This window comes from Pseudomonas sp. TMW22089, assembly GCF_022496645.1.
In the GTDB taxonomy this organism is placed as follows: Bacteria; Pseudomonadota; Gammaproteobacteria; order Pseudomonadales; family Pseudomonadaceae; genus Aquipseudomonas; species Aquipseudomonas paraversuta.
In genome coordinates this window covers 1-26,153 of the sequence record NZ_SCFG01000038.1, presented here as the reverse complement: position 1 = coordinate 26,153, position 26,153 = coordinate 1, and the positions used below count along the sequence as shown (strand labels likewise).

Annotated in this window: 26 protein-coding genes and 1 pseudogene; 19 read left to right on the top strand and 8 right to left on the bottom strand. The window is 59.5% G+C overall.

What is annotated here, in order from left to right; all coding sequences use genetic code 11:
- Together EQV90_RS21120 and EQV90_RS21115 are read left to right on the top strand one after the other, a co-directional pair.
- Nucleotides 1-120, top strand: a pseudogene (locus EQV90_RS21120) (putrescine ABC transporter permease PotH); the annotation flags it as partial.
- Nucleotides 117-1,007: an ABC transporter permease subunit gene (locus tag EQV90_RS21115; RefSeq protein WP_060781708.1), complete on the top strand. Its 891-nt coding sequence runs from the start codon at nt 117-119 to the stop codon at nt 1,005-1,007. The pseudogene EQV90_RS21120 and the gene EQV90_RS21115, both read left to right, overlap by 4 nt.
- A 90-nt stretch (nt 1,008-1,097) precedes the next feature.
- Here the strand turns inward: EQV90_RS21115 and EQV90_RS21110 are convergent, their stop codons facing one another.
- Nucleotides 1,098-1,478 (bottom strand): hypothetical protein, encoded by a 381-nt coding sequence (locus EQV90_RS21110; protein ID WP_003437533.1) that lies wholly within the window; start codon nt 1,476-1,478, stop codon nt 1,098-1,100.
- A gap of 151 nt (nt 1,479-1,629) precedes the next feature.
- Between EQV90_RS21110 and phoB the strand changes: the two genes are divergently transcribed.
- The 7 genes from phoB (at nt 1,630) to epsC (ending at nt 11,119) form a co-directional block, all read left to right on the top strand.
- Entirely contained in the window at nt 1,630-2,322 is a 693-nt protein-coding gene (gene phoB / locus EQV90_RS21105; RefSeq protein WP_003437538.1) for a phosphate regulon transcriptional regulator PhoB, read from the top strand.
- Between the two features lie 99 nt (nt 2,323-2,421).
- Nucleotides 2,422-3,750, top strand: coding sequence for a phosphate regulon sensor histidine kinase PhoR (phoR, locus tag EQV90_RS21100; RefSeq protein WP_240878633.1), 1,329 nt, complete (start codon nt 2,422-2,424; stop codon nt 3,748-3,750).
- Between the two features lie 122 nt (nt 3,751-3,872).
- Nucleotides 3,873-5,213 carry a hemolysin family protein gene (locus EQV90_RS21095; RefSeq protein WP_003437542.1) on the top strand — a complete coding sequence of 447 codons (1,341 nt, stop codon included), beginning with the start codon at nt 3,873-3,875 and terminating at the stop codon, nt 5,211-5,213.
- A 196-nt stretch (nt 5,214-5,409) separates the two neighbouring features.
- The gene (locus EQV90_RS21090; protein WP_003437544.1) at nt 5,410-6,717 is read left to right on the top strand and encodes a CitMHS family transporter; all 1,308 of its coding nucleotides are present in this window, start codon (nt 5,410-5,412) and stop codon (nt 6,715-6,717) included.
- A 248-nt stretch (nt 6,718-6,965) separates the two neighbouring features.
- Complete coding sequence (locus EQV90_RS21085; protein WP_240878632.1) at nt 6,966-8,624, top strand: Na/Pi cotransporter family protein; 1,659 nt, start codon at nt 6,966-6,968, stop codon at nt 8,622-8,624.
- Between the two features lie 90 nt (nt 8,625-8,714).
- A complete protein-coding gene (locus EQV90_RS21080) occupies nt 8,715-10,097 on the top strand; it encodes a pitrilysin family protein (RefSeq protein ID WP_003437558.1) in 1,383 nt (460 codons plus the stop codon).
- Between the two features lie 95 nt (nt 10,098-10,192).
- Nucleotides 10,193-11,119 (top strand): serine O-acetyltransferase EpsC, encoded by a 927-nt coding sequence (epsC, locus tag EQV90_RS21075; RefSeq protein ID WP_003437573.1) that lies wholly within the window; start codon nt 10,193-10,195, stop codon nt 11,117-11,119.
- Nucleotides 11,120-11,987: 868 nt separating this feature from the next.
- On the opposite strand, the gene trpA is transcribed toward epsC, so the two are convergent.
- Nucleotides 11,988-12,797: a tryptophan synthase subunit alpha gene (gene trpA / locus EQV90_RS21070; RefSeq protein ID WP_003437578.1), complete on the bottom strand. Its 810-nt coding sequence runs from the start codon at nt 12,795-12,797 to the stop codon at nt 11,988-11,990.
- Nucleotides 12,797-14,017: a tryptophan synthase subunit beta gene (trpB, locus tag EQV90_RS21065; RefSeq protein ID WP_003437581.1), complete on the bottom strand. Its 1,221-nt coding sequence runs from the start codon at nt 14,015-14,017 to the stop codon at nt 12,797-12,799. Before trpB ends, trpA begins: the two co-directional genes overlap by 1 nt.
- A gap of 113 nt (nt 14,018-14,130) precedes the next feature.
- Here trpB and EQV90_RS21060 point away from each other — a divergent pair, with 113 nt between their 5' ends.
- Nucleotides 14,131-15,030, top strand: coding sequence for a LysR family transcriptional regulator (locus EQV90_RS21060; RefSeq protein WP_003437583.1), 900 nt, complete (start codon nt 14,131-14,133; stop codon nt 15,028-15,030).
- Here the strand turns inward: EQV90_RS21060 and EQV90_RS21055 are convergent.
- The gene (locus EQV90_RS21055) at nt 15,027-15,353 is read right to left on the bottom strand and encodes a DUF883 family protein (protein WP_240878631.1); all 327 of its coding nucleotides are present in this window, start codon (nt 15,351-15,353) and stop codon (nt 15,027-15,029) included. The two genes, EQV90_RS21060 and EQV90_RS21055, sit on opposite strands and share 4 nt — an antisense overlap.
- A 154-nt stretch (nt 15,354-15,507) precedes the next feature.
- Here EQV90_RS21055 and EQV90_RS21050 point away from each other — a divergent pair, with 154 nt between their 5' ends.
- Together EQV90_RS21050 and EQV90_RS21045 are read left to right on the top strand one after the other, a co-directional pair.
- On the top strand, nt 15,508-15,723 hold the full coding sequence (locus EQV90_RS21050) for a dodecin (RefSeq protein WP_003437588.1): 216 nt from the start codon (nt 15,508-15,510) through the stop codon (nt 15,721-15,723).
- Nucleotides 15,724-15,841: 118 nt separating this feature from the next.
- Nucleotides 15,842-16,066 (top strand): DUF1161 domain-containing protein, encoded by a 225-nt coding sequence (locus EQV90_RS21045; protein WP_003437590.1) that lies wholly within the window; start codon nt 15,842-15,844, stop codon nt 16,064-16,066.
- Between the two features lie 67 nt (nt 16,067-16,133).
- Here EQV90_RS21045 and EQV90_RS21040 read toward each other — a convergent pair whose 3' ends face one another.
- Nucleotides 16,134-17,138, bottom strand: coding sequence for an LLM class flavin-dependent oxidoreductase (locus EQV90_RS21040; protein WP_003437593.1), 1,005 nt, complete (start codon nt 17,136-17,138; stop codon nt 16,134-16,136).
- A gap of 216 nt (nt 17,139-17,354) precedes the next feature.
- Between EQV90_RS21040 and EQV90_RS21035 the strand changes: the two genes are divergently transcribed.
- Complete coding sequence (locus EQV90_RS21035; protein ID WP_003437594.1) at nt 17,355-17,786, top strand: OsmC family protein; 432 nt, start codon at nt 17,355-17,357, stop codon at nt 17,784-17,786.
- A gap of 173 nt (nt 17,787-17,959) precedes the next feature.
- Complete coding sequence (locus EQV90_RS21030; RefSeq protein ID WP_003437596.1) at nt 17,960-18,193, top strand: DUF1161 domain-containing protein; 234 nt, start codon at nt 17,960-17,962, stop codon at nt 18,191-18,193.
- A gap of 2 nt (nt 18,194-18,195) precedes the next feature.
- Here EQV90_RS21030 and EQV90_RS21025 read toward each other — a convergent pair whose 3' ends face one another.
- Complete coding sequence (locus tag EQV90_RS21025; RefSeq protein WP_003437607.1) at nt 18,196-18,612, bottom strand: hypothetical protein; 417 nt, start codon at nt 18,610-18,612, stop codon at nt 18,196-18,198.
- A gap of 159 nt (nt 18,613-18,771) precedes the next feature.
- Here EQV90_RS21025 and EQV90_RS21020 point away from each other — a divergent pair, with 159 nt between their 5' ends.
- Nucleotides 18,772-19,821 carry an aminopeptidase gene (locus EQV90_RS21020; protein WP_240878630.1) on the top strand — a complete coding sequence of 350 codons (1,050 nt, stop codon included), beginning with the start codon at nt 18,772-18,774 and terminating at the stop codon, nt 19,819-19,821.
- On the opposite strand, the gene EQV90_RS21015 is transcribed toward EQV90_RS21020, so the two are convergent.
- The gene (locus tag EQV90_RS21015) at nt 19,818-20,453 is read right to left on the bottom strand and encodes a dual specificity protein phosphatase family protein (protein ID WP_160626518.1); all 636 of its coding nucleotides are present in this window, start codon (nt 20,451-20,453) and stop codon (nt 19,818-19,820) included. The two genes, EQV90_RS21020 and EQV90_RS21015, sit on opposite strands and share 4 nt — an antisense overlap.
- 298 nt (nt 20,454-20,751) lie before the next feature.
- On the opposite strand from EQV90_RS21015, the gene EQV90_RS21010 reads away from it, so the two are divergent.
- Genes EQV90_RS21010 through EQV90_RS21000 form a run of 3 tightly spaced genes read left to right on the top strand, consistent with a single transcriptional unit; the run spans nt 20,752 to nt 24,542 of the window.
- The gene (locus tag EQV90_RS21010; RefSeq protein ID WP_240878629.1) at nt 20,752-21,489 is read left to right on the top strand and encodes a gluconate 2-dehydrogenase subunit 3 family protein; all 738 of its coding nucleotides are present in this window, start codon (nt 20,752-20,754) and stop codon (nt 21,487-21,489) included.
- A gap of 2 nt (nt 21,490-21,491) precedes the next feature.
- Nucleotides 21,492-23,276, top strand: a complete 1,785-nt coding sequence (locus EQV90_RS21005) for a GMC family oxidoreductase (RefSeq protein ID WP_003437617.1) — start codon at nt 21,492-21,494, stop codon at nt 23,274-23,276.
- Nucleotides 23,277-23,288: 12 nt separating this feature from the next.
- Nucleotides 23,289-24,542: a cytochrome c gene (locus tag EQV90_RS21000; RefSeq protein ID WP_003437619.1), complete on the top strand. Its 1,254-nt coding sequence runs from the start codon at nt 23,289-23,291 to the stop codon at nt 24,540-24,542.
- A gap of 91 nt (nt 24,543-24,633) precedes the next feature.
- On the opposite strand, the gene EQV90_RS20995 is transcribed toward EQV90_RS21000, so the two are convergent.
- Nucleotides 24,634-25,398: a transporter substrate-binding domain-containing protein gene (locus tag EQV90_RS20995; protein ID WP_003437621.1), complete on the bottom strand. Its 765-nt coding sequence runs from the start codon at nt 25,396-25,398 to the stop codon at nt 24,634-24,636.
- Nucleotides 25,399-25,536: 138 nt separating this feature from the next.
- On the opposite strand from EQV90_RS20995, the gene EQV90_RS20990 reads away from it, so the two are divergent.
- Nucleotides 25,537-25,974, top strand: coding sequence for a DUF4399 domain-containing protein (locus tag EQV90_RS20990; protein WP_003437624.1), 438 nt, complete (start codon nt 25,537-25,539; stop codon nt 25,972-25,974).
- Nucleotides 25,975-26,153 lie beyond the last annotated feature (179 nt).

Here is a 26,153-nt window from a genome sequence, read left to right as displayed (position 1 = left end):
TTCAACAACCGTGACTGGCCGGTAGCCTCTGCGCTTGCCGTGGTAATGCTGGCGATCCTGATCGTGCCAATCATCCTGTTCAACCGCAGCCAGGCTAAAGAACTGGAGGGCAAGATATGAATCGCTTCCGTTTTTCCAGCTTTATGCTGGTCGCAGGCTTGTTGTTCATCTACCTGCCGATGCTGATTCTGGTGATCTACTCGTTCAACGCTTCCAAGCTGGTGACGGTGTGGGGCGGCTGGTCGCTGAAGTGGTACGTGGGCCTGCTGGACAACACGCAACTGATGGGCTCGGTGATGCGCTCGCTGGAAATCGCTCTGTACACGGCGATTGCAGCGGTGGCGCTGGGGACCCTGGCAGCATTCGTGCTGACCCGCATCAGCCACTTCAAGGGCCGCACGCTGTTCGGCGGCCTGGTAACTGCACCGCTGGTGATGCCTGAGGTAATCACCGGTCTGTCGCTGTTGCTGCTGTTCGTGGCCATGGCGCAAATGATCGGCTGGCCCCAGGAACGCGGGATCGTCACCATCTGGATCGCCCACACCACGTTCTGTTCGGCCTATGTAGCCGTGGTGGTGTCGTCGCGCTTGCGCGAGCTGGACCTGTCGATCGAAGAAGCGGCCATGGACCTGGGCGCCAAGCCGTGGAAAGTGTTCTTTTTGATCACCATCCCGATGATTGCGCCGTCACTGGCAGCGGGCGCCATGATGTCGTTCGCCCTGTCCCTGGATGACCTGGTACTGGCCAGTTTCGTGTCCGGGCCAGGTTCCACCACCTTGCCGATGGAAGTGTTCTCGGCGGTACGTCTGGGGGTCAAACCCGAGATCAACGCCGTGGCCAGCCTGATTCTGCTGGCGGTGTCGCTGGTGACCTTCCTGGTGTGGTTCTTCAGCCGCCGCGCCGAAGAACACCGCAAAAAGGCGATCCAGCAAGCCATCGACGAAGCCTCGGCCGAGTCCTGGAAACAACCTGATGTACGTCGTCCGAAATCGCCCACAGCGGCATAAGACAGCGCCATAAAAAACCTCGCCTCCTGCAAAGGAGGCGAGGTTTTTTTATGGCTGGAAACAACCTGCAGGAGCAGAGGGGTATGCGGGTCAGGGCTTGGCCACTTTCCACGCACCGTCCATTTTGCCGTCGCCAGTCTTGTCACCGGCTTGCTTGTCCATGACAAAGGTGTACAGCGGCTTGCCGTCATAGGCCCATTGCTGGGTGCCGTCATCACGCTTGACCATGGTCCACTTGCCCATGTTGTTATGGTTGCCCTCGACCATCAGTGGCGGCCAGTTGGTGGCGCATTTGTCGTTGCACATCGATTTGCCGTCCGCATCCTTGGCGAAGGTGTAGAGCGTCATGCCTTTGTGGTCGACCAGCATGCCGTCTTTGGCCATTGCCGGATCAGCCGCGAACGCCAGGCCCGGCAGGGCCAATGCAGCAGCGACCACTAAAGCTTTCAGGGAAAAAGAGCTGCGAATCATCGGAATCGTCCTTTTGTGGTTGTACGATTTGAACTCAAAGCGTAGTTCAGTAACCTGCATCCCGTGGGCCACACCCAGGACTGTCACACGACTGCAATAATTCCGTTATCTAATGCGCCACAAGACAGTTAAATGACACGAGGATTAAGGCATGGCTGGCAGGAGCATTTTGATTGTTGATGACGAGGCACCGATCCGCGAAATGATTGCAGTAGCCTTGGAAATGGCAGGCTACGACTGCCTTGAAGCCGATAATGCCCAGGATGCCCATGCCATCATCGTTGACCGCAAACCGGACCTGATCCTGCTGGACTGGATGCTGCCCGGCGGCACTTCCGGCATTGAACTGGCCCGCCGCCTCAAGCGCGAAGAGCTGACCAGCGACATCCCGATCATCATGCTCACCGCCAAAGGTGAAGAGGACAACAAGATCCAGGGCCTGGAAGTCGGGGCTGACGACTACATCACCAAACCGTTCTCGCCCCGTGAACTGGTGGCCCGCCTCAAAGCCGTGCTGCGCCGTGCCGGACCTGCCGACAGTGAGTCACCCATTGAGATTGGCGGTTTGCTGCTCGACCCCATCAGCCACCGCGTCACCATCGACGGCACCCCTGCCGAGATGGGCCCTACCGAATATCGCCTGCTGCAGTTCTTCATGACCCATCAGGAACGTGCCTACACCCGCGGCCAACTGCTCGATCAGGTGTGGGGCGGCAACGTGTACGTGGAAGAGCGCACCGTGGACGTTCACATCCGCCGGCTGCGCAAAGCCCTCGGCGAGGCTTACGAAAATCTGGTACAAACCGTGCGCGGCACCGGCTACCGGTTTTCGACCAAAGCTTAAAAGCAGCAGCACGTCATCAACTGCAACCTGAAGGTCCGGAGCTGTCTGGCTCCTGGCTTGACGCTTGTAACTTGAGGCTTGCAGCTCACAACTGGACTTGTGATCTTGAATCAAAATTGGCATGGCACTCTGATTCGTCATTTGCTGCTTCTGGTCGCCGGCTGCTTGCTGGTCGGGCTGATCAGTGGTTATTACGGCTGGAGCATGGCAATCGGCCTGGCGTTCTATCTGGGCTGGACCCTCAAGCAGTTGCTGCGCCTGCATAAATGGCTGCGCCAGCACAAACCCGATGAAGCGCCCCCCGACGGCTATGGCCTGTGGGGCGATGTGTTTGACAGCATTTACCACCTGCAACGCCGTGATCAAAGGGCACGCGGGCGCCTGCAAGCGGTCATCGATCGCGTGCAGGAGTCTACGGCAGCCCTCAAGGACGCTGTGATCATGCTCGACAGCGACGGCAACCTCGAGTGGTGGAACCGCGCCGCAGAGACCTTGCTGGGCCTTAAAACGCCTCAAGACAGCGGCCAGCCGGTCAGCAACCTGGTGCGCCACCCGCGTTTCAAGGAGTACTTCGAGCAGGGCAGCTATGCCGAGCCGCTGGATATCCCCTCGCCGATCAATGATCACCTGCGCATCCAGCTCTACATCACCCGCTACGGCAACAACGAACACCTGATGCTGGTGCGCGACGTCACCCGTCTGCACCAGCTCGAACAAATGCGCAAAGACTTCATCGCCAACGTCTCCCACGAACTGCGCACCCCGTTGACGGTGATCTGCGGTTACCTGGAAACCCTGCTCGATAATGTCGATGACGTGAACCCGCGCTGGAAACGTCCGCTTTCGCAAATGCAGCAACAGGGCGAGCGCATGCAGACCCTGCTCAATGACCTGCTGCTGCTGGCCAAGCTGGAAGCCACGGATTACCCCTCGGACAACCAGCCGGTGGCCATCGATACCCTGTTGCACTCGATCAAGGGGGATGCCCAGGCATTGTCCGGGCAACGCAACCAGACCATCAGTCTGGAGATCGAGGCCGATGTGGCGCTCAAAGGCAGCGAAGCCGAATTGCGCAGTGCTTTTTCCAATCTGATATTCAACGCGGTCAAATACACCCCCGATGGCGGCAGTGTGAAAATCCGCTGGTGGGCCAACGCCGCGGGCGCGCACCTTAGCGTGCAGGACTCGGGCGTGGGCATCGACAATAAACACCTGCCGCGCCTGACCGAACGTTTCTACCGTGTGGACTCCAGCCGCAACGCCAGCACCGGCGGTACCGGGCTCGGCCTGGCCATCGTCAAGCATGTACTGCTGCGCCATCGAGCAAGCCTGGAAATCAACAGCGTGCTGGGACATGGCAGCACTTTTACCTGCCATTTCGCCCCGGCGCAGGTGACAAAACCCGGCCTCCCGCCACTGACCGACTAGCCGCCATGGCCTTTACCCACTAGGCAAGGGCCGCCTCAGCCGCTACATTGCTCGGCGTCAGTCTGCGTAGCAGACTCGAACCTCCCCATTTTTTGAAACAACGGAACCATTAAAACTCCATCATGGACCCTTCCCCTGGCTTGACCCTCGCCACACTCTTCGCCGACTTCGGCATGATTCTTTTTGCACTGGTCCTGGTTTTGCTCAACGGTTTCTTCGTTGCGGCGGAATTTGCCATGGTCAAACTGCGCTCGACCCGGGTCGAGGCCATCGCGGACGTGAACGGCTGGCGCGGACAGATCCTGCGCACCGTACACAACCAGCTCGATGCTTACCTTTCTGCCTGCCAGCTGGGTATCACCCTGGCGTCGCTGGGCCTGGGCTGGGTCGGCGAACCGGCGTTCGCCCATATTCTGGAGCCTGTACTGGGCGCCATGGGCGTCGAGTCGCCCGAAGTGATCAAGGGCGTGTCATTCTTTGCCGCCTTCTTCATCATTTCTTACCTGCACATCGTGGTCGGTGAACTGGCGCCCAAATCCTGGGCCATCCGTAAACCCGAGACCCTGTCGCTGTGGACAGCCGTGCCGCTGTACCTGTTCTACTGGGCCATGTACCCGGCGATTTACCTGCTCAACGCCAGCGCCAACGCCATTTTGCGGATTGCCGGCCAGGGTGAACCCGGCGCCCATCACGATCACGCTTACAGCCGTGAAGAACTGAAGCTGATCCTGCACTCCAGCCGCGGTCAGGACCCGAGCGACCAGGGCATGCGTGTTTTGGCCTCGGCAGTGGAAATGGGCGAACTGGAAGTGGTCGACTGGGCCAATTCCCGCGAAGACCTGGTCACCCTGGACTCCAAGGCGCCGCTGAAAGAAATCCTGGCGCTGTTCCGTCGCCACAAGTTCAGCCGCTATCCGGTGTACGACGCCGAGAGCAACACCTTCCTGGGCCTGCTGCACATCAAGGACCTGCTGCTGGAACTGGCCGACCTTGAGCACTTGCCCGAGACCTTCAACCTGGAAGAGCTGACCCGGCCGCTGGAGCGTGTATCGCGCCACATGCCGCTGTCGCAGCTGCTGGAGCGGTTCCGCAAGGGCGGCGCGCACTTTGCCCTGGTGGAAGAAGCAGACGGCAAGGTGGTTGGCTACCTGACCATGGAAGACGTGCTGGAAGTACTGGTGGGCGATATCCAGGACGAACACCGCAAGGCCGAGCGCGGCATTCTGTCGTACCAGCCCGGCAAACTGCTGGTGCGCGGCGACACGCCACTGTTCAAAATCGAGCGCCTGCTGGGTGTCGACCTTGACCACATCGAAGCCGAGACCATTGCCGGCCTGATCTACGACACCCTCAAGCGGGTGCCGGAAGAAGAAGAGAAGCTGGAAGTTGAAGGCCTGCGCATCATCATCAAAAAGATGAAAGGCCCAAAAATCGTCCTGGCCAAAGTCCTCAAGCTGGATTAACACCTGCCCCCCTATACCTGCAGGAGCAAGCTCGCTCCTGCAGGATCAGGTCCCCGCGTCAGAATATTCACCGGCGACAGCTGGCTGAAAGAATTCCCCTCTAGCATCCCGTCACCTCCGGCAACAGACCGGCCGGCCTGACAGCACCCCCATCGCTGCCAGCGCCCAATAAACAACAATAACAACGGTGACTTTTATGCTGACCTTCCTTGGCTTTGCCATGGTCATTACGTTCATGTACCTGATCATGACCAAGCGCCTGTCGGCGCTGATTGCCCTGATCCTGGTACCCATCCTGTTCGCAGTATTTGGTGGCTTCGCACCCAAGATCGGCCCGATGATGCTCGAAGGCATCACCAAACTCGCCCCCACCGGGGTGATGCTGATGTTTGCCATCCTCTACTTTGCCCTGATGATTGACTCCGGGCTGTTTGACCCCGCCGTACGCAAGATCCTCAAGCTGGTTAAAGGCGACCCGCTGAAGATCGCGGTGGGCACCGCGGTACTGGCGCTGGTGGTCTCACTCGACGGCGACGGCGCGACCACCTACATGATTTGCGTGGCCGCCATGCTGCCGCTCTACAGCCGGATTGGCATGAGCCCGCGAATCATGGCCGGCTTGATCATTCTGGCCGGGGGCGTGATGAACATGACGCCTTGGGGCGGCCCGACCGCCCGCGCCGCCAGCGCCTTGCATGTCGACCCTTCGGACATCTTCGTGCCGATGATTCCAGCGATGCTGGCAGGCTGCGTGGCCATTCTGGCAATTGCCTGGTTCTACGGCCTGCGTGAGCGCGCACGCCTGGGCGAGTTGCACCTGCAGGGCGACGAAATTGATCACAGCGAAATCAGCGTCTCGCAGTTCCCGGACGCCCGCCGGCCAAAACTGATCTGGTTCAACGGTGCCTTGACCCTGCTGCTGATGGTCACCCTGATCGCCGGCCTGCTGCCTTTGCCCGTGCTGTTCATGGTCGCGTTCAGTATCGCGATGATCGTCAATTACCCTTGCCTGCAACAGCAAAAGGATCGCGTCGCAGCCCATGCCGGCAGCGTACTGGCAGTGGTCGGGCTGATTTTTGCCGCGGGCATTTTCACCGGCATCCTGTCGGGCACCGGCATGGTCGACGCCATGTCAAAAAGCCTGCTGGCCGTGATCCCGCCGGCACTCGGGCCTTATCTGGCGGTAATTACCGCACTGGTGAGCATGCCGTTCACCTTCTTCATGTCCAACGATGCGTTCTACTACGGCGTGTTGCCGGTACTGGCCGAAGCCGCCAGCCACTACGGGATTACGGCCGCCGAAATGGCCCGCGCCTCGATCGTGGGCCAGCCGGTTCACTTGCTCAGCCCGTTGGTGCCCTCCACCTACTTGCTGGTAGCCCTGGCCGGCATCGAATTCGGTGACCACCAGCGCTTCACCCTCAAATGGGCGGTACTGGTGTGCCTGTGCATCATGGTGGCGGCCCTGTTGCTGGGAACATTCCCGCTGTACAGCAGCCTCTGATCCGGCACGGGCCGGGTTGCCAGCGACAGATTCAGCTCGGTTTATCCGCAAGACCGAGGTGCTGCCATCGCTGGCAAGCCGGCGCCCACAGGTGCCTGGACCGGGTGAATGTTTCAGAAATGTTTCAAGACCTCGCGAGCTATGCGATGCTGGCGCTCAGCTCAATTGCCGACTACAGCTTAAGAAACGTCTGTAGAAATGATCCGCAGCTATTTGATCCTTAGGTACATCCTTTACAGGGAGCCAGCATGCTGACCCTGCTCAACCTGCTTTCCGCCGTGACCTTGCTGATTTGGGGCACGCATATCGTGCGTACCGGCATCTTGCGGGTCTACGGCACAAACCTGCGTCATGTCATCGGGCAGAACGTGTCCAAGCGCATGCTGGCCTTTGTCGCCGGTATTGTGGTCACGGCCATGGTGCAGAGCAGTAATGCCACCGCGATGCTGGTCACCTCATTTGTCGGCCAGGGGCTGATGACCCTCACTCCCGCGCTGGCAACCATGCTCGGCGCCGACGTCGGTACGGCCTTGATGGCACGGGTGCTGACCTTCGACCTGTCATGGCTGTCACCGCTGCTGATTTTCCTCGGGGTGATCTTCTTCCTGTCGCGCAAGCAAACCCGCGCCGGGCAGCTGGGCCGGGTCGGGATCGGCCTGGGCCTGATCATTCTGGCCCTGCAACTGATAGTCGAAGCCGCCGGCCCCATTACCCACGCCCAAGGGGTAAAGGTGATTTTTGCCTCTCTGACCGGCGACCTGCTGCTCGATGCCCTGGTCGGTGCCCTGTTCGCGATGGTGTCCTACTCCAGCCTGGCCGCCGTGCTGCTGACCGCAACCCTGGCCGGTGCCGGGGTAATCAGTCTGCACGTGGCGATCGGCCTGGTGATCGGTGCCAATATCGGCAGCGGCGTGCTGGCGCTCATCAGCACCAACATGCAAAACACCGCCGGGCGTCAGGTGGCGTTGGGCAGCCTGCTGTACAAGCTGATCGGCTTGCTGCTGATCATGCCCGTGCTCGATCCGCTCGTGGCCTGGATGGACAGCCTCAACTACAGCGCACAGGAACTGGTCATCGGCTTTCACTTGCTCTACAACACCGTGCGCTGTTTCTTGATGTTGCCTACCGTAGGGCTGATGGCGCGAATCTGCGCCTGGCTGCTGCCTGAACGCGAGCAAGCCAACGGCGCCATCAAGCCGCGCCATCTCGACCCTGCTGCGCTCGACACACCGAGCCTGGCACTGACCAACGCGGTGCGCGAAACCCTGCGTATCGGCGACCTGATCGACACCATGCTGGTCAACACCCTTGACGTACTGCGGGGCAAGCAAACGGCCGTGACCCAGCAGATGCGCACCCTGAGCGATGAGGTCGAGGTGCTGTACAGCGCGGTCAAACTCTACCTGGCACAAATGCCCCGGGAAGACTTGAGCGAACAGGACAGCCGCCGCTGGGCAGAAATTATCGAGCTGGCGATCAACCTCAAACTCGCCAGCGACCTGATCGAACGCATGCTGCGTAAAGTCCAGCAGCAGAAAACCTCGCAACGCCGCTCGTTCTCGGAAATGGGCCTGGAAGAACTGGTGGGCCTGCAATCCCAGTTGATCGAAAACCTGCGTCTGGGGCTGACCGTATTCCTCAATGGCGACCCGCAAAGTGCACGCCAGCTACTGCGTGAAAAACGTCGCTTCCGCGCCCAGGAACGGCGCCTGGCCCACGCCCACGTCAACCGTCTGCAACGCAAGATCACCCAGAGCATCGAGACCAGTTCAGTGCACCTGGAGCTGATCGCAGACATGAAACGCCTTAATTCGCTGTTTTGCGGCAGCGCCTATGCGGTGCTGGAAACAGCCGATATCGGGGCGCTGGAACTGGATGACGCGGATGACACCCCGCATTTGCCTTGAACGTTGCGCGCCGGGTTGTTGTCAGTCTGTAAGCAGCGACTAACCTGCACCGACTGCTGCACTACCCCAACAAGGATTCAGGGATTTTTTATGCGTTGCCTGCTGCTCATCTGCCTGCTGCTGGGTACTGTCCCAAGCTTTGCCCTCGATCGTTACAGCGTGGAGGGCTACCAGTTGCCCAACGGCCTGCAACTGATCCTCAAACCCGGTACCGAACGCGGACATGTGGCCATCCGGTTAGTGGTGGGCGTGGGCCTGGACGACTTCAGCTGCGCCGATCAACAACTGCCGCACCTGCTGGAGCACCTGTTGTTCAGCGGCGTCGACGACACCGGTGAAGGCGGCCTGGAGCAGCGCATGCAAGCGCTGGGCGGTGAATGGAACGCCTTCACCAGCCATGCCGACACCACTTTCGTGATCGAAGCCCCGGCCAAAAACCAGCGCAAGATTCTCGACCTGTTGCTGAGCCTGCTCACCCGCACACAATTCACCGAGCAGCGGATCAACGACGCCAAACAAGTGGTCGAGCGCGAAGACGGTGGCCATTACTCGCACTTGCAGCGCTGGCTCGACCGCCAGGACCTGGGCCACAGCGCCAGTAATCAACTGGCGGTTGAGCTGGGGCTCAAATGCGCCGAGCGCGCGCAAGTAAATAATCTGACACGTGAGCAACTGGAAGCCGTACGCCAGAACTGGTATGCCCCCAACAACATGACGCTGATCATCGTGGGGGATCTTGACCGCCTGCTCCCGGCGTACCTGGAGCGCACCTATGGCGCCCTGGAGCCGGTAGAGCCCACCGAACACAAACCTTTGGCGGCAATCGCAGCCAAGGCCGAGCCCGAACGCGACCTGCTGCGCGGCGTGGTCGGCGACACCGTGCAACTGCACTGGCTGTTGCCGGAGCCGGTCATCGAAGGCCAGAGCGATGAAACCTGGGACCTGCTCAGGGATTATCTGGAGTGGGCGCTGTACAGCGAGCTACGGCTCAAGCACGGCTTGTCTTACGGCCCCTGGGCCGAGCGCGAGGTGTTCGGTGGCGTAGGCTTTTTAAGCCTCAATGCCGATCTTGACCGCGACGATGTAGCGCAAGCACGCCAGGTTGTAGAGCAACTGAAGACCCGACTGCTCAAAGAAGGGCTGGACCCTGAGGTTTTTGCTCGCCTCAAAAATGCCGCCATTGCCCGTCAGGCATGGGCCGTCCAAGGCAACAGCGCGCTGGCCGATTATTACTGGGCTTCGCTGGGTGACTACGATGATGGTCACTTTTATGACCCGGCCAGACAGCTGCAAGCCATCAGCCTCAAGCAGGCCAATGCGGCTCTGCACGAGCTGTTTGCCGAACCCGGCTATATGCGGATCGAAAAACCGCTGTTCAGCTACAACAGTCTGAGCCTGGTGATCCTTGGCGGGCTGGCGTTGCTGATCATCATCGGGGTGGGCTGGCGCGCCTGGCGTCATCGTCGGCGTTAAGCCGCAATTGTCCGTATCTGAAACGCTTTGATACCGTAAAATAATTGCCAATTCGCGGCTGCTCAATTCAGCCGCCAGCGTGCGGAGTATTCATCGTGAGTGATCGTTCCAATCCTTGGCAATTGCAAACCATCGTCTGCCAGCTACGAACGGCACGAAACCAGTGGCGCACGCAAAACGGGCGCGTCAGTGGTGAACAGGGAGGCCGCGAGCTGCCGTCGCGCGCGGCGATGGCCGATATTCTTGAAGCCCTGTGCGGGGCATTGTTTCCGATGCGCCTGGGCCCGGTGGACCTGCGCGAGGAAAGTGAAGACTTCTACGTCGGCCACACCCTGGATGTGGCGCTAAACGCATTGTTGACTCAGGCCCGACTGGAGCTGCGTTACGCGGCGCGCCAGGGCGGCCTGCCCGATGAGGGTGTGGATGCGAGTGCAACGCTGCTGATTCAGGATTTTGCCCTGGCGCTGCCCGGCCTGCGCAGCATTCTGGACACCGACGTTCTGGCCGCTTACCACGGCGACCCGGCGGCACGCAGTGTGGATGAAGTGCTGCTGTGCTATCCGGGGATTCTGGCGGTGATCCATCACCGCCTGGCCCACCACCTGTATCGCGCAGGCTTGCCCTTGCTGGCACGGATCAGCGCAGAAATTGCCCACTCTTCCACCGGCATCGACATTCACCCGGGGGCGCAGATTGGCCGCAGCTTCTTTATCGATCACGGAACAGGCGTTGTGATCGGAGAAACCGCGATCATCGGCGAACGTGTGAGGATTTATCAGGCGGTGACCCTGGGCGCCAAGCGTTTCCCGGCAGACGAATCAGGCCAGCTGCAAAAAGGTCATCCACGTCATCCAATCGTTGAAGATGACGTAGTGATCTATGCGGGGGCGACGATCTTAGGGCGCATCACCATTGGCCAGGGCTCGACCATTGGCGGCAATGTGTGGCTGACCCGCAGCGTACCGGCGGGCAGCAACCTGACCCAGGCCAACCTGCTGCACGATGACGGCACACAGAAGTAAAACTCTGCATCGCTGGCAAGCCAGCTCCCACAGGGCCTGCTAGCAACACCCCGCATTCTGCAGGAGCGAGCTTGCCTCGCGATGGCAAACGCCGGGGTGCATCGCTGGCAAGCCAGCTCCCACAGGGGCTGCTAGCAAAACCTCGCACTCTGTAGGAGCGAGCTTGCCTCGCGATGGCAAACGCTGGATCGCATCGCTGGCAAGCCAGCTCCCACAGGGCCTGCTAGCAACACCCCGCACCCTGCAGGAGCGAGCTTGCCTCGCGATGGCAAACGCTGGATCGCATCGCTGGCAAGCCAGCTCCCACAAGGGGCTGCTAGCAACACCCCGCACTCTGTAGGAGCGAGCTTGCCTCGCGATGACAACCGCCGGGGCGCATCGCTGGCAAGCCAGCTCCCACAGGGCCTGCAAGCAACACCCCGAATTCTGTAGGAGCGAGCTTGCCTCGCGATGGCAACCGCTGGGTCGTATCGCTGGCAAGCCCGCTTCCACAAGGGTCTGCTAGCAACACCCCGCATTCTGTAGGAGCGAGCTTGCCTCGCGATGGCAAACGCTGGATCGCATCGCTGGCAAGCCAGCTCCCACAGGGGTCTGCTAGCAACACCCCGCATTCTGCAGGAGCGAGCTTGCCTCGTGATGACAAACGCTGGATCGCATCGCTGGCAAGCCAGCTCCCACAAGGGTCTGCTAGCGACACCCCGCATTCTGCAGGAGCGAGCTTGCCTCGCGATGGCAAACGCCGGGGTGCATCGCTGGCAAGCCAGCTCCCACAGGGCCTGCTAGCAACACCCCGAATTCTGTAGGAGCGAGCTTGCCTCGCGATGGCAACCGCCGGGGCGTATCGCTGGCAAGCCAGCTCCCACAGGGGTTACTGACGTGCCTTGCGCACACCTTCAGCCAGTGCCGCGCACAGGCTCAACACACCATCAACCGCCTGTTGCGGGGTCGCTGCATTCTCGATTTTGTCGATCAGGGCCGAGCCCACCACCACGCCATCGGCCAAGCGGGCAATCGCTGCCGCTTGCTCCGGGGTGCGGATGCCGAAGCCCACACTGATCGGCAAATCGGTATGCCGGCGCAGACGCTCAATCGCCTCACGCACCTGATCGGTCGTCGCCGAACCGGCACCGGTCACGCCCGCCACGGACACGTAGTACACAAAGCCCGAGCTGCCGGTCAGCACTTTGGGCAGACGCACGTCGTCGGTGGTCGGGGTGGTCAGGCGGATAAAGTCCAGACCTGCAGCCTGCGCCGGGTCGCACAGCTCGGCGTTGTGCTCGGGCGGCATGTCCACCACGATCAGGCCGTCGACGCCCGCTGCCTTGGCTTCAGCGATAAACCGCGGCACGCCATAGTGGTGAATCGGGTTGAAGTAACCCATCAGCACCAGCGGTGTGTCGTGGTTGCCTTCACGGAATTCGCGAACCATTTGCAGGGTTTTCGCCAGGTTCTGCCTGGCTCCCAGGGCACGGATATTGGCCAGCTGAATCGCCGGGCCATCCGCCATGGGGTCGGTGAACGGCATGCCCAGCTCGATCACATCGGCGCCAGCAGCAGGCAGGCCTTTGAGGATCGCCAGCGAGGTGTCGTAATCCGGATCGCCGGCAGTGACGAAGGTCACCAGCGCAGCGCGGTTTTGTTCCTTGAGTTCGGCAAAACGCGTTTGCAGGCGGCTCATCAGTGTTTCTCCTGCTGGGACTGTTCCATGTGGTGCATCACGGTTTGCATGTCTTTGTCGCCTCGGCCGGACAGGTTGACCACCATCAGGTGCTCGGCTGGCAGGGTCGGCGCACGCTTGAACACTTCAGCCAGGGCATGGGCACTTTCCAGCGCCGGGATGATGCCTTCAAGACGGCAGCATTTATGGAACGCATCGAGGGCTTCTTCGTCAGTCACCGAGGTGTACTCAACGCGACCGATATCATGCAACCAGGCGTGCTCGGGACCGATACCCGGGTAGTCCAGGCCGGCGGAAATCGAATGTGCGTCGATGATCTGGCCATCGTCGTCCTGCAACAGGAAGGTACGGTTGCCGTGCAGCACGCCCGGTTCGCCGCCGTTGAGGCTGGCTGCGTGCTTGCCGGTTTCGATACCGTACCCCGCCGCTTCAACGCCGATGATCTCGACGCTGGTGTCATCCAGGAACGGGTGGAACAGGCCCATCGCATTGGACCCACCGCCAATGCAGGCCACCAGGCTGTCGGGCAGACGGCCTTCCTGAGCCTGCATCTGGTCGCGGGTTTCCTTGCCGATCACGGCCTGGAAGTCGCGGACCATCGCCGGATACGGGTGCGGCCCCGCCACTGTACCGATCAGATAGAAGGTGTCATCGACGTTGGTCACCCAGTCGCGCAACGCTTCGTTCATCGCATCCTTGAGGGTGCCGGTGCCCGCCACGACCGGGATCACTTCAGCGCCCAGCAGCTTCATGCGGAACACGTTGGCCTGCTGGCGTTCGATGTCAGTGGTGCCCATGTAGATCACGCACTGCAGACCAAAGCGCGCGGCCACGGTGGCGGTAGCCACGCCGTGCATGCCGGCGCCGGTCTCGGCGATGATGCGTTTTTTGCCCATGCGCCGCGCCAGCAGGATCTGGCCGATGCAGTTGTTGATCTTGTGCGCGCCGGTATGGTTCAGCTCTTCGCGCTTGAGGTAAATTTTGGCGCCGCCACAGAACTCGGTCAGACGCTCGGCGTAATACAGCGGGCTTGGGCGCCCGACATAGTCGCGCTGGAAATAGGCCAGCTCTTTAATGAACTCGGGGTCGGTCTTGGCCAGCTCATACTCGCGATCCAGATCAAGGATCAGCGGCATCAGGGTTTCGGCCACGTAGCGGCCGCCGAATGAGCCAAACAGGCCATTGGCATCAGGGCCGGTACGCAAAGTGGATTGGGTCATGGGACGCTCCAGATAAAAAGGTACGAAGGTCGATGGACCTGACTTTAACCGCGACAGCCGAGGATGAAAACCGATAAGATCGCTGCAACCTGTCAGGAAAACTCACAGATACCATGAGCCGCGACCTTCCCCCGCTGAACGCCCTGCGCGCGTTCGAAGCCACTGCCAGGCTGAGCAGCGTGAGCCTTGCGGCAGAACAGCTGAACGTCACCCACGGTGCCGTCAGTCGGCAACTGAAAGTGCTCGAAGAGCACCTGGGCGTCAGCCTGTTCGTCAAGGAAGGACGCGGTCTTAAGCTCACGGATGCCGGGTTGCGCCTGCGTGAGGCCAGCAGCGAAGCCTTCGACCGCCTGCGTAATGTGTGCACTGAACTCACGCAAAGCCATGTCGATGCGCCCTTTGTACTTGGCTGCTCGGGCAGTTTGCTGGCGCGCTGGTTCATCCCTCGACTGGGCCGGCTCAATGCCGACCTGCCGGACTTGCGCCTGCACTTGTCGGCCGGCGAAGGCGACCTTGATCCGCGCCGCCCGGGGCTCGATGCCCTGCTGCTGTTTGCCGAGCCACCCTGGCCCACCGACATGCAGGTCTATGAACTGGCCAGCGAGCGGATCGGGCCGGTGATCAGCCCGCGTTACGCCCGCTATGAGCAACTGCGCCAGGCACCCGTGAGCGCCCTGCTGGACGAAGCGTTGTTGCACACCACTTCGAGGCCCCAGGCATGGCCAAGCTGGGCGCAGCAAAACGCGATCCAGGCAAAAGATTTGAAATATGGACAAGGGTTTGAGCACTTGTACTACTTGCTCGAAGCCGCCGTAGCAGGCCTGGGTGTGGCAATTGCCCCCGAGCCGTTGGTGGCTGAAGACTTGCGGGCCGGACGCCTGGCTGCGCCTTGGGGCTTCAAGCAAACCCCGGCGCAGCTGGCGTTATGGCTGCCCAAGCGCGCCGCAGACGGACGCGCCCGGCAACTGGCGCAATGGCTCAAGACTGAGCTTGGGCGCAGCGCGGATAATTAGTTACCGCGCTTGCACATCAGGAAGGCGGCCAACAGGCCCAGGGCGCCGATGGCAACGCCAGCGGTGGCATACGGATGCTCTTGGGCATACTCGCGGGTGGCGGCAGCGGTTTCCCGCGTTTTGTCCTTGACCTCTTCGTAAGCATCGCTGATCAGGTGACGTGAATGTTTCAGCGCATTCTCTGCGTTGCCTTTGAGGGCACTCAAGGTTTTTTTGGACTCGTCAGAAGCGTCGTGCTTCAGGCTTTCCAGAGACTTGAGCAGGCTCTCGATCTCAGCTTCCATGCTTTGCAATGAGGCTTTACGTAAGGAATTGCTAGCCATTAGGGCTCTCCTGCATTGATGAGTGAGGTACGTGTTAACTCCGACTCCGGGGTGCCACAAAAGTGCAGTCGGTCTGAACTTTTCGTTTCCTGTCGCCTACAAAGTATTGAGCACAATCGCTGCTAGGCTTTGATCTACGACAAAGGAGAACGTTATGTCTGACCATCACACCTACAAGAAAATCGAACTGGTAGGCTCGTCCCCGAGCAGCATAGAAGACGCCATCGGTAATGCACTGGCAGAGGCCAACAAAAGCATCAAACACATAGAATGGTTCGAGGTGATCGATACCCGGGGCCACGTCAAGGACGGCAAGGTGGGCCACTATCAGGTCACCCTCAAGGTCGGCTTCCGGATTGCCAGCAGTTGAGCCGCATCATCCTTTAGGGCTGATCGACTGGCCGTTTGCCATAAACTCCGCTACACCGTCTGGGTGCAACGCAGTACATGCGTTGCACCCTTTTAGTTTCGACCGGGGAATGTGACCGATGAAAAAGTTTTTATTGGCTATAGGTTTGCTGAGTCTTGCTGGAACAGCATTCGCAGCTGGCAAACCTTGCGAAACAGTGAAAAGCGAAATCGCAGCGAAGATTGAGGCCAATGGCGCTCGTCATTATTCGCTGACGGTAGTGGACAAAGGCACGGCGACGGACGGAAAAGTAGTAGGTTCCTGCGAAGCAGGCACCAAGGACATCGTCTACAAGCGCGGTTAAACCTGCGCAGACAAAAAAGCCGACCCCGGGGTCGGCTTTTTTGTGGCCATCAGCTCGCTTCTGCAGGTCAGTCCTGTTTCATCACCTGGGCCAGCAGTTCATATGAGCGAATGCGATCCGCGTGCTCATACAGATCACAGGTGAAGATCAGCTCGTCCGCCCCGGTTTGCTCAATCAGCACTTCGAGTCTGGCGCGGATTTTCTCTGGACTGCCAACCATCGCCAGGCCCAGAAAGCTCATCACCGCTTCTTTCTCATGGGGCAGCCACAAGCCATCCATCGAGTCCACCGGCGCACGCTGCACCAGACTTTGCCCGCGCATCAACGCCAGAATCCGCTGCAGCACCGAGGTGGACAGGTACTCGGCCTGCTCGTCGGTATCGGCCGCCACCAGTGGCACACCCAGCATCACATAGGGTTTGTCGAGGGTCGCTGACGGCTTGAAGTGATTGCGATAAACGCGAATCGCTTCGTGCATCATCCGCGGGGCGAAATGTGAAGCGAAGGCGTAGGGCAGACCGCGTTCACCGGCCAATTGCGCACTGAACAGGCTGGAACCGAGCAACCATACCGGCACATTAGTCCCAGTGCCCGGCATTGCGATGACCCGCTGATCCGGGGTTCGCGGGCCCAGATAGCGCATCAGCTCGGCCACATCTTCAGGAAAGTCATCCGAACTGCCGGAGCGCTCGCGGCGCAAGGCCCGGGCGGTCATCTGGTCGGAGCCCGGCGCACGCCCAAGGCCCAGATCAATCCGGCCCGGATACAGGCTTTCAAGGGTGCCGAACTGTTCAGCGATCACCAGGGGCGCATGATTGGGCAACATCACCCCGCCTGAACCGACGCGAATGGTCGAGGTGCCGCCGGCCAGGTAGCCAATCAGCACCGAGGTCGCCGAGCTGGCGATGCCGTCCATGTTGTGGTGTTCGGCCACCCAGAAACGGTTATAGCCAAACTTTTCTACGTGCTGCGCCAAGTCCAGCGAATTGTGCAACGACTGGGCGGCGCTGCCATTTTCACGCACAGGCACCAGGTCGAGGGTCGAGAATTTAACATCGGACAATCGTGTCATGAGCCGGCTTCTCCTAATTGGACGCAGGCCGTGACGCTCGCCAAAACCTGCCAGTGCTTTAGCAATATGGGCATATACCCGAGTTTCAATGGCAAGCCATCAATTGAGCGACTAAAAAAGACGATTGGTCAGAGAAGATGAACTTTGTGAGCCCGGCTCCCCTCACACATCCAGTCAAGGTGTGAAATCTTTCATGCCGTTCTTCAGGAGGCACGCATGACTATTAAAAAAACGGCATCGGCGCATTGGGAAGGCGATGTCAAAACCGGCATCGGCTCCATCTCCACTGAAACCGGGGTTCTGAACAAGGCGCCGTATGGCTTCAAGGCCCGTTTCGAAGGCGGCAAGGGCACCAACCCTGAAGAACTGATTGGCGCGGCCCATGCCGGTTGCTTCTCCATGGCCCTGTCGATGATTCTCGGTGAGGCCGGGCTCAAGCCGGACAGTATCGACACCCAGGCTGAAGTTTCCCTCGACAAGGTCGAAGGCGGCTACGGGATCACTGCCGTGCATCTGACGCTTAAAGCCAAGGTGCCGGGGGCGACCCAGGCACAATTCGAGGAAGCGACCAAAAAGGCCAAAGAAGGTTGCCCGGTGTCCAAAGTGCTGAATGCCAAAATCACCCTCGATGCCACCCTGGTGGGTTAATCCGACGGGTTGATGACACACGTGCGCTCCGGTCGCCATGACCGGAGCCGCGCAGGCCAGGACAGCAGGCAAATGGCTGCCACAGATCAGTCATGCACGCGGTGAGATGTGATCGTATGATCGTTCGTCGCGTCAGATCATGACTTTGCGTTCTGTCCCAAGGGAGTCTCATCATGAAACGTTTTGCTCTAGCTGTTATCTGCTGCGCCATGGCCACTTCGGCACTGGCCGCGCCAAAGCCGTGTGAAGAACTTAAAGCCGAGATCGAAGCCAAGATCCAGGCCAACAACGTGTCGTCCTACACCCTTGAAATCGTGACCAACGATGAAGTTCACGACCAGAACATGGTGGTGGGTACGTGCGAAAACGGCAGCAAAAAGATCATCTATCAAAAGAACGACGCCTGACCTCAAGGCAAACAGTTAACCAGCCTCTCTTCGCTCAGCACCTTGCCCTCGGCGTTGTATAGCCGGGCGTAAGCGTTGAACCCCAAAGAGCGCGCCTGCAACCGGTAACGCTGGCCGGGCTGGAAATTGTCGTAATTGAGCGTGATGTAGCACAAGCGCTCCTGTGGATCGCTGAACATACCCATGCCGCCAACAAAGACTTCAAAATCGAATCGCACCATCAGTTCGTGACTGCCTGGCGTTACTTGAAAGTAACGTCCGTCGTTCAGGCGCTGATTATCCAGGCGCTCAGCCATTACCAGTTTTCCGGTTTGTGTTTCCAGGTCGATCCACGCCTTGGCGGGGTCGACGGCAGGCAATGGCGTGCTGGCACAGGCACTCAGCAGGCAGGCCATCGGCAGTAGCAGAAAGGTGCGCATGGCGAATTCCAGGTGGGATCAAAGTATGAGCATAGCCTGATGCCAGGCTACCCCGCTGCAGGCGCCAGCTTATTCAAAACCCAGGCAATCGGGCGTCGACCGGCTGCACCTACAGGGGATTGCGATTAGTCTTGGCCCATTATCCCACTGGACCGTCCCATGACGCCGCTCACTCGCTGCCTCTTCGCCCTTGTGTTGTTGCCCCTGCTCAATGGCTGTTCCAGTGCAGCGTATTACTCGCAACTGGCCGACGGCCAATGGCAGATATTAAAAGCCCGCAAACCGGTAGCTACGGTCATTGCCGACCCGCAACAACCGCCTGCATTACGTGAGCACCTGGCAAAAGCCCAGGCCGCGAGAACCTTCGCCAGCCAGCATTTGCACCTGCCGGACAACCAGAGCTATCGCCTGTATGTCGACCTGAAACGGCCTTACGTGGTGTGGAACGTGTTTGCCACCGCGGAGTTTTCCCTGAACCCCGTCACCCATTGCTTCCCGATTGCCGGGTGCGTGGCTTACCGCGGCTACTACGCCCAAGGGGCCGCACGCGGCGCGGCGGCCCTGCAGCGTCAGCAAGGCATGGACGTGCTTGTCAGTGGCGTCGAAGCCTATTCAACCCTGGGCTGGTTTGATGATCCAATTCTCAACAGCATGCTCAACTGGGGCGATGAGCGACTGGCCACCCTGATTTTTCATGAACTGGCCCATCAGCGTTTTTATCTGAAGGACGACACCGAGTTCAATGAGTCTTTCGCCAGCTTCGTGGAACAGCAAGGCACTCGCCAATGGCGCACCTATCAGGGCTTGCCACCCTCCGGCAGCGCGGGGCTGGAGCAACGCGAGCAATTCATGGGGCTGGTGCTGGACACCCGCAAACGCCTGCAACAGCTGTACGCCCAGCCCTTGCCGGCAGCTGAAATGCGCCAGCGAAAAGCAGCGGAATTTGAACGACTGCGCAGGGAATACCGTCAGTTACGCGACCACCAATGGGCCGGTAATAACCGGTATGACCTGTGGATAAATTCGCCGATGAATAATGCCAAGCTTTTGCCATTCGGCCTGTACGACCAGTGGGTGCCCGCCTTTGCCGCCCTGTTCAAACACTCGGGAGGTGACTGGCAGATGTTTTATGCCGAGGTAGAAAAGCTCGGTAAATTGCCGCTGCTGCAGCGCCGGGCGGCCTTGCAGCAGTGGACAACCCGGGCTTAGGCGGATTTCAACCAGCCCTTCACCACGCATGCAGCAAACGGGCTGGTACTGCAGGCACCTTTGCTCAAGGCTGTGCGCAGCTGCGGGATATCGGCCTGCATCATGTACTTCGCACCATCCTCGAAGTGTGAGTTCTGGCCAAAGCCACCCTGGGTCATTTCTTTCAGGGCGTCTTCTTTGCTCCAGTCCTGCACGACCACCCGGTACATCGCCGCCATCAGTCCAGTGCGGTCCACCCCGTGCTTGCAGTGCATCAACACAGGGCCCCGTGCTTGTGCGGTCTGAATGGCGCGCAGGGCGGCCAGTACATCGGCGTCATCCACATGGTTAGTGCGATAAGGCAACTGAACTTGTAAGACGCCAGGGGTCTTGAGCCAGGTTTCATCCGGCTCCTTCAAAAAATTGATCACGGTGCCGATCTTCAAATTTTCCAGCAAAGCCTGAGCTTCGCCATCGGGCAATGCACTGCGATACAGCGTCGGGGACATTTGATACAGGTTGTACTGCACAGCAACGGGTTGTGCCCACTGAGCCGGACGGGCCGGGGTCGCTTCATCGGCCTGGGCCTGGGGCAACGCGAACGCAGCCAGTAATGTCAGGCACAGGGCAGGGAGAAACCGGGCTTTGGGCATGTCAGTCAGACCACATCACAGTAATTAAGGGGGTATGGGGTCAGATTGAGTTAAGCCCGATCAAAACTCTGTGAGCCGTTTGTCAAAATTTCGTGAAGACGGCAAAGCACCGTGCCACTACCGGTGCGGCAAAATTACGCATGAAACGATTCATCAGCTGTCCCAGCCTGTTAGAATTTGTAACTAATAGTTGCCTGCGTGTTCTGTTAACGGATCGACTCCGCTCCAAACCGCCGCCAAAACGACAAGCTGCCACCGAGCAGCTGAAACCCGTGATTGCCCGATGAGGTGCTCCCCCATGTCTGACCAAGACAACCCGCGGCGTGAGTTTTTACGCAAAACCCTGACCCTGATCCCGGTGGTCACCGTCGCCAGTACCGGCCTTGGCGGTTCAGTGCTGATGGCTACGCCTGCCGCCGCCGCACCTGAGCCGGCGAAGCGCCCTACGACTCCGGCCAGCGCCTATGAGCCGACTTACTTCAGTGCTGAAGAGTGGGCGTTTGTGAACGCCGCCGTGGCGCGCTTGATCCCGGCTGACGAACAAGGCCCTGGCGCCCTGGAAGCTGGCGTACCGGAATATATCGATCGGCAGATGAACACCCCCTATGCCAGCGGTGCGCTGTGGTTCATGCAAGGTCCGTTCAATGCAGACGCTGCCCCGGAAATGGGCTGGCAGAGCAAGCTGGTGCCCAAACAGATTTATCGCCTGGGTATTGCTGCAACGGAGGAGCTTTGCAAAAAGACCTATAACTCAACATTTGCTGGGCTAGACAGCGCTACCCGAGACAAAGTGCTGAAACAGCTGGAAGCTGGCACCCCTGAATTCGAGAGCGTTCCGGCCAAGATGTTTTTCAGCTTTTTGCTACAAAACACCAAGGAAGGCTTCTTCTGCGACCCGATCCACGGTGGCAACAAAGGCATGGTCGGCTGGACCATGATCGGCTTTCCCGGCGCCCGCGCTGATTTCATGGACTGGGTTGAACGCAACGAGCCGTACCCCTTCCCGGCAGTATCCATCCGCGGCGAGAGGGCTTGAGCATGTCGACCGTTATGAAAAAAGTTGATGCAGTTATCGTCGGTTTCGGCTGGACCGGCTCGATCATGGCCAAAGAGCTGACAGAAGCCGGCCTGAATGTTGTGGCCCTGGAACGAGGCCCGATGCAGGACACCTACCCGGACGGCAACTATCCGCAGGTGATAGACGAACTCACCTACAGCGTGCGCAAGAAGCTCTTTCAGGATGTATCGAAAGAAACCGTCACCATCCGCCACAGCGTGAATGACGTGGCCTTGCCCAATCGCCAGTTGGGCGCGTTTCTGCCCGGTAACGGCGTGGGCGGTGCAGGTTTGCACTGGTCGGGCGTGCATTTCCGGGTGGACCCTATTGAACTGCGGATGCGCAGTCATTACGAAGAACGCTACGGCAAAAACTTTATCCCCAAAGACATGACCATCCAGGACTTCGGTGTCAGCTACGAAGAGCTGGAGCCGTTTTTCGACTACGCAGAAAAAGTCTTCGGCACCTCGGGCCAGGCCTGGACCGTCAAAGGTCAGCTGGTCGGCAAAGACAATGGCGGCAACCCTTACGCGCCGGATCGCTCAGACCATTTTCCGCTGGTCTCGCAAAAAAACACCGTATCCGCACAGCTGTTTCAGAAAGCGGCCAATGAGGTGGGTTACAAACCCTACAACCTGCCATCGGCCAACACCTCGGGGCCTTACACCAACCCCTATGGCGCACAGATGGGGCCGTGCAACTTCTGCGGTTTTTGCAGCGGTTACGTGTGCTACATGTACTCCAAAGCCTCGCCCAACGTGAACATTCTGCCGGCGCTCAAACCGCTGCCGAACTTTGAACTGCGCCCCAACGCCCATGTAATCCGGGTCAATCTGGACAGCAGCAAAAGCAAAGCCACTGGCGTGACGTACATCGATGCACTGGGCCGGGAAATCGAGCAACCGGCGGATCTGGTGATTCTCGGGGCGTTCCAGTTCCACAACGTGCGCTTGATGCTGCTCTCGGGGATTGGCAAGCCTTACGACCCGATCACCAATGAAGGCGTGGTGGGGCGTAACTTCGCCTACCAGAACATGGGCACCATCAAGGCCTACTTCGACAAAGACGTGCACACCAACAATTTCATCGGCGCTGGCGGCAACGGCGTGGCGGTGGACGACTTCAACGCGGACAACTTCGACCACGGGCCCCACGGCTTCGTCGGTGGCTCGCCGATGTGGGTCAATCAGGCGGGCAGCCGGCCGATTGCCGGCACCTCGAACCCGCCCGGCACGCCGGCATGGGGCAGCGCCTGGAAGCGCGCCACAGCGGATTACTACACCCATCAGGTGTCGATGGACTCACATGGTGCCCATCAGTCTTACCGCTGCAACTACCTCGATCTCGACCCCGTATATCGCGACTCCTACGGTCAGCCATTGCTGCGGATGACGTTCGACTGGCAGGAAAACGACATCAAGATGAACCGTTTCATGATGGAAAAAATGGGCAAGATCGCCGAAGCGATGAACCCCAAAGCCATCGCCGCCATCGGCAAAAAAGTCGGGGATCACTTCAACACCGCGTCCTACCAGACCACTCACCTGAACGGTGGCGCAATCATGGGTACCGATCCGAAAACCAGTGCCCTGAACCGCTACTTGCAGAGCTGGGACGTGCATAACGTATTTGTCCCCGGCGCATCGGCGTTCCCCCAGGGCCTGGGCTACAACCCGACAGGTCTGGTTGCCGCGTTGACCTACTGGTCGGCCCGGGCGATCCGCGAGCAGTACCTGAAAAACCCCGGCCCGCTGGTTCAGGCATAAGGAGCGATGAGCATGAAAGCAATTGTTATCGCGACCCTGGCCCTGCTGGGCAGTTTCTCGGCAGTGGCCGCGCAGGAAGATCAGCAGACGCTGATCAAGCAAGGTGAATATCTGGCCCGTGCCGGTGACTGCGTGGCATGCCACACGGCCAAGGATGGCAAGCCGTTCGCCGGCGGGCTGCCAATGGAAACCCCGATTGGCATGATTTATTCAACTAACATCACCCCGGACAAAAGCGGCATCGGCGCCTACAGCTTTGACGATTTCGACAAGGCCGTACGCCATGGTATCGCCAAAAATGGCGACACCCTGTACCCGGCCATGCCTTATCCGTCCTACGCCCGGGTCACTGAAACCGACATGCAGGCGTTGTATGCCTACTTCATGAACGGGGTAAAACCTGTCGCGCAAGAAAACAAGGCGGTCGATATTCCCTGGCCGCTGAGCATGCGCTGGCCGCTGGCGATGTGGCGCTGGACGTTCGCACCGGCCGTTGCCGACTTCACCCCGGTTACCGGGCAAGACCCTGTAGTGAGCCGCGGTGCTTATCTGGTGGAAGGCCTTGGGCATTGCGGTGCATGCCATACACCACGGGCACTGACCATGCAGGAAAAAGCCTTGAGTGCGGGCGACAGCAGCGCGTTTTTGTCAGGCAGCGCACCGCTGGAAGGCTGGATTGCGAAGAACCTGCGCGGTGACCACAAAGATGGCCTGGGCAGCTGGAACGAAGAACAACTGGTGCAGTTTCTGAAGACCGGTCGCAGTGACCGCAGTGCGGTGTTTGGCGGCATGAGCGATGTGATTGTGCATAGCATGCAGTACATGTCCGAAGCCGACCTGACAGCCATTGCCCGCTACCTGAAATCGCTGCCGGCAGTGGACGCGGCGGACATGCCGCATCAATACGATCCGGCAGTCGCCGATGCCTTGTGGAACGGCGATGACAGCAAGCGCGGTGCGGCGGTGTATATCGACAACTGCGCTGCCTGCCATCGCACTGACGGGCACGGTTATACCCGGGTCTTCCCGGCGTTGGCGGGGAACCCGGTGCTGCTGTCAGACGACCCGACGTCGCTGATTCATATCGTGCTCAAAGGCGGGACGCTGCCGGCAACCCACACGGCGCCGTCGACCTTCACCATGCCGGCTTTTGACTGGCGGTTGTCGGATCAGGAAGTCGCTGACGTGGTCAATTTCATCCGCACCAGCTGGGGCAATAAAGGTGGGGATGTGAAGGCAGCAGATGTGAAGGGGTTGCGCGAATAGGGCCCATTACCCTGCCGGCTTGCGGGCGACAGGATCAACACCGGTCGCCTGCATCGCTGGCAAGCCAGCGCCTGCAGGGCCCGGGGCTGCCTCAGGGCTTGGTGGCATCCAGACCGAACCATTTTTGCGACAGGGCTTTGAGGCGACCATCGGCCTTGATCCGCTGCAAGGCATTGTCCAGGCTGGTCTGGAACGCCGGATTGCCCTTCTGGAAGGGAATCGCCAGCGCTACTACAGGCCCCATGGTTGCACCTTCCTTCACCGGCAACCGGCTATCGCGAATCGCATACGGGGTCAGCAAACGGTCACTGACCGCTGCATCCAGTTGTTTGTTCACCAACGCCACCAATGACTGATGGGCATCCGGGTAGCTGTGCACTTCCCCTGCCTGACCGGTACGCACCTGCTCGACAAACTGGCTGCCCTGGGCTACGCCTAAGAGCTGGCCCTTGAGGGTGCCCGGGGTGTTGAGCGAACGCTGTTCTTCCTGCCGCACGATCAACTGCGCAGCGGTATAGCTGTAAGGCTCGCTGAAATCGAACCGATCCTGCAGTTCCGGGGTCAAAGCAATGTGATTGATTGCTACATCGTATTTACCGCTTTCAACGCCCGGCAGCAGGTCATTGCTGTCGGTGATGAGAATCGAGGGAGTCACTTCCAGCTCCTTGGCCAGTAACTCGCCCAGTTCGACGTCGAAACCGGTCAAACGACCGTCCTGCTTGAAGCTGAAGGGAGGCAGGTCAGCCTCGAGGGCGATACGCAGTTCGCCCCGGTCATTCACATCGTCGATCAATTCGGCTTGGACAAAAGGACTCGCCAATGGCAGTAAAAGCATCAGGCCCGGCAGAAAACGCATGGTCACTCCTTTGAATTTGATGCAAGCGATTCGCAACTGGCGTCCGCTTTGCTTTATGTTGGTCAATTGCGGCGTTGGACAACAGATCCGCTCAAAGTTGTCCTAAGCCTGAGCATTTTGTAAAAAACGGAGAAAAAAATGAAAGCTCTATTGTCTCGTGTTGCGTTGGCTTCTGTATTGATGGGCGCCTCGGTCATGGCCACGGCTGCCGGCATGCCGACTACCCCGGCACCTAAAGACGCCGAAGTATTCATCGTCTCCCCCGCTGACGGCGCCACTGTGGATAAAACCTTCACCGTCAAGTTCGGCGCCAAAAACGTCGCCATTGCACCGGCTGGCGACCAGACCGCAAATACTGGCCACCACCATCTGCTGATCGATGTCGACAAGCTGCCTGCCGCCGCCATGCCAATCCCGGCAGACGCCAACCACGTGCATTTCGGCAAAGGCCAGGTCGAAACCGAAGTAACGCTGACCCCGGGCAAGCACACCCTGCAACTGGAACTGGGCGACAAAAACCACGTACCGTTTGAGCCTGCCGTGGTTTCGAAAAAAATCACCGTCAATGTGAAGTAGTTTTTACCACGCATAAAAAAGGGAGACCCAAGGGTCTCCCTTTTTATTGACCCTGTCCCGTCCTGAATAAGGTTTACACCTTCTGATCTATTTTCAGGAGGGCGTAATGGAGACAAGTAAAAGGCGTAGTCAGCGAGACTACACGCTGACCTTTAAATTGTCGGTCGTCGACCAAGTCG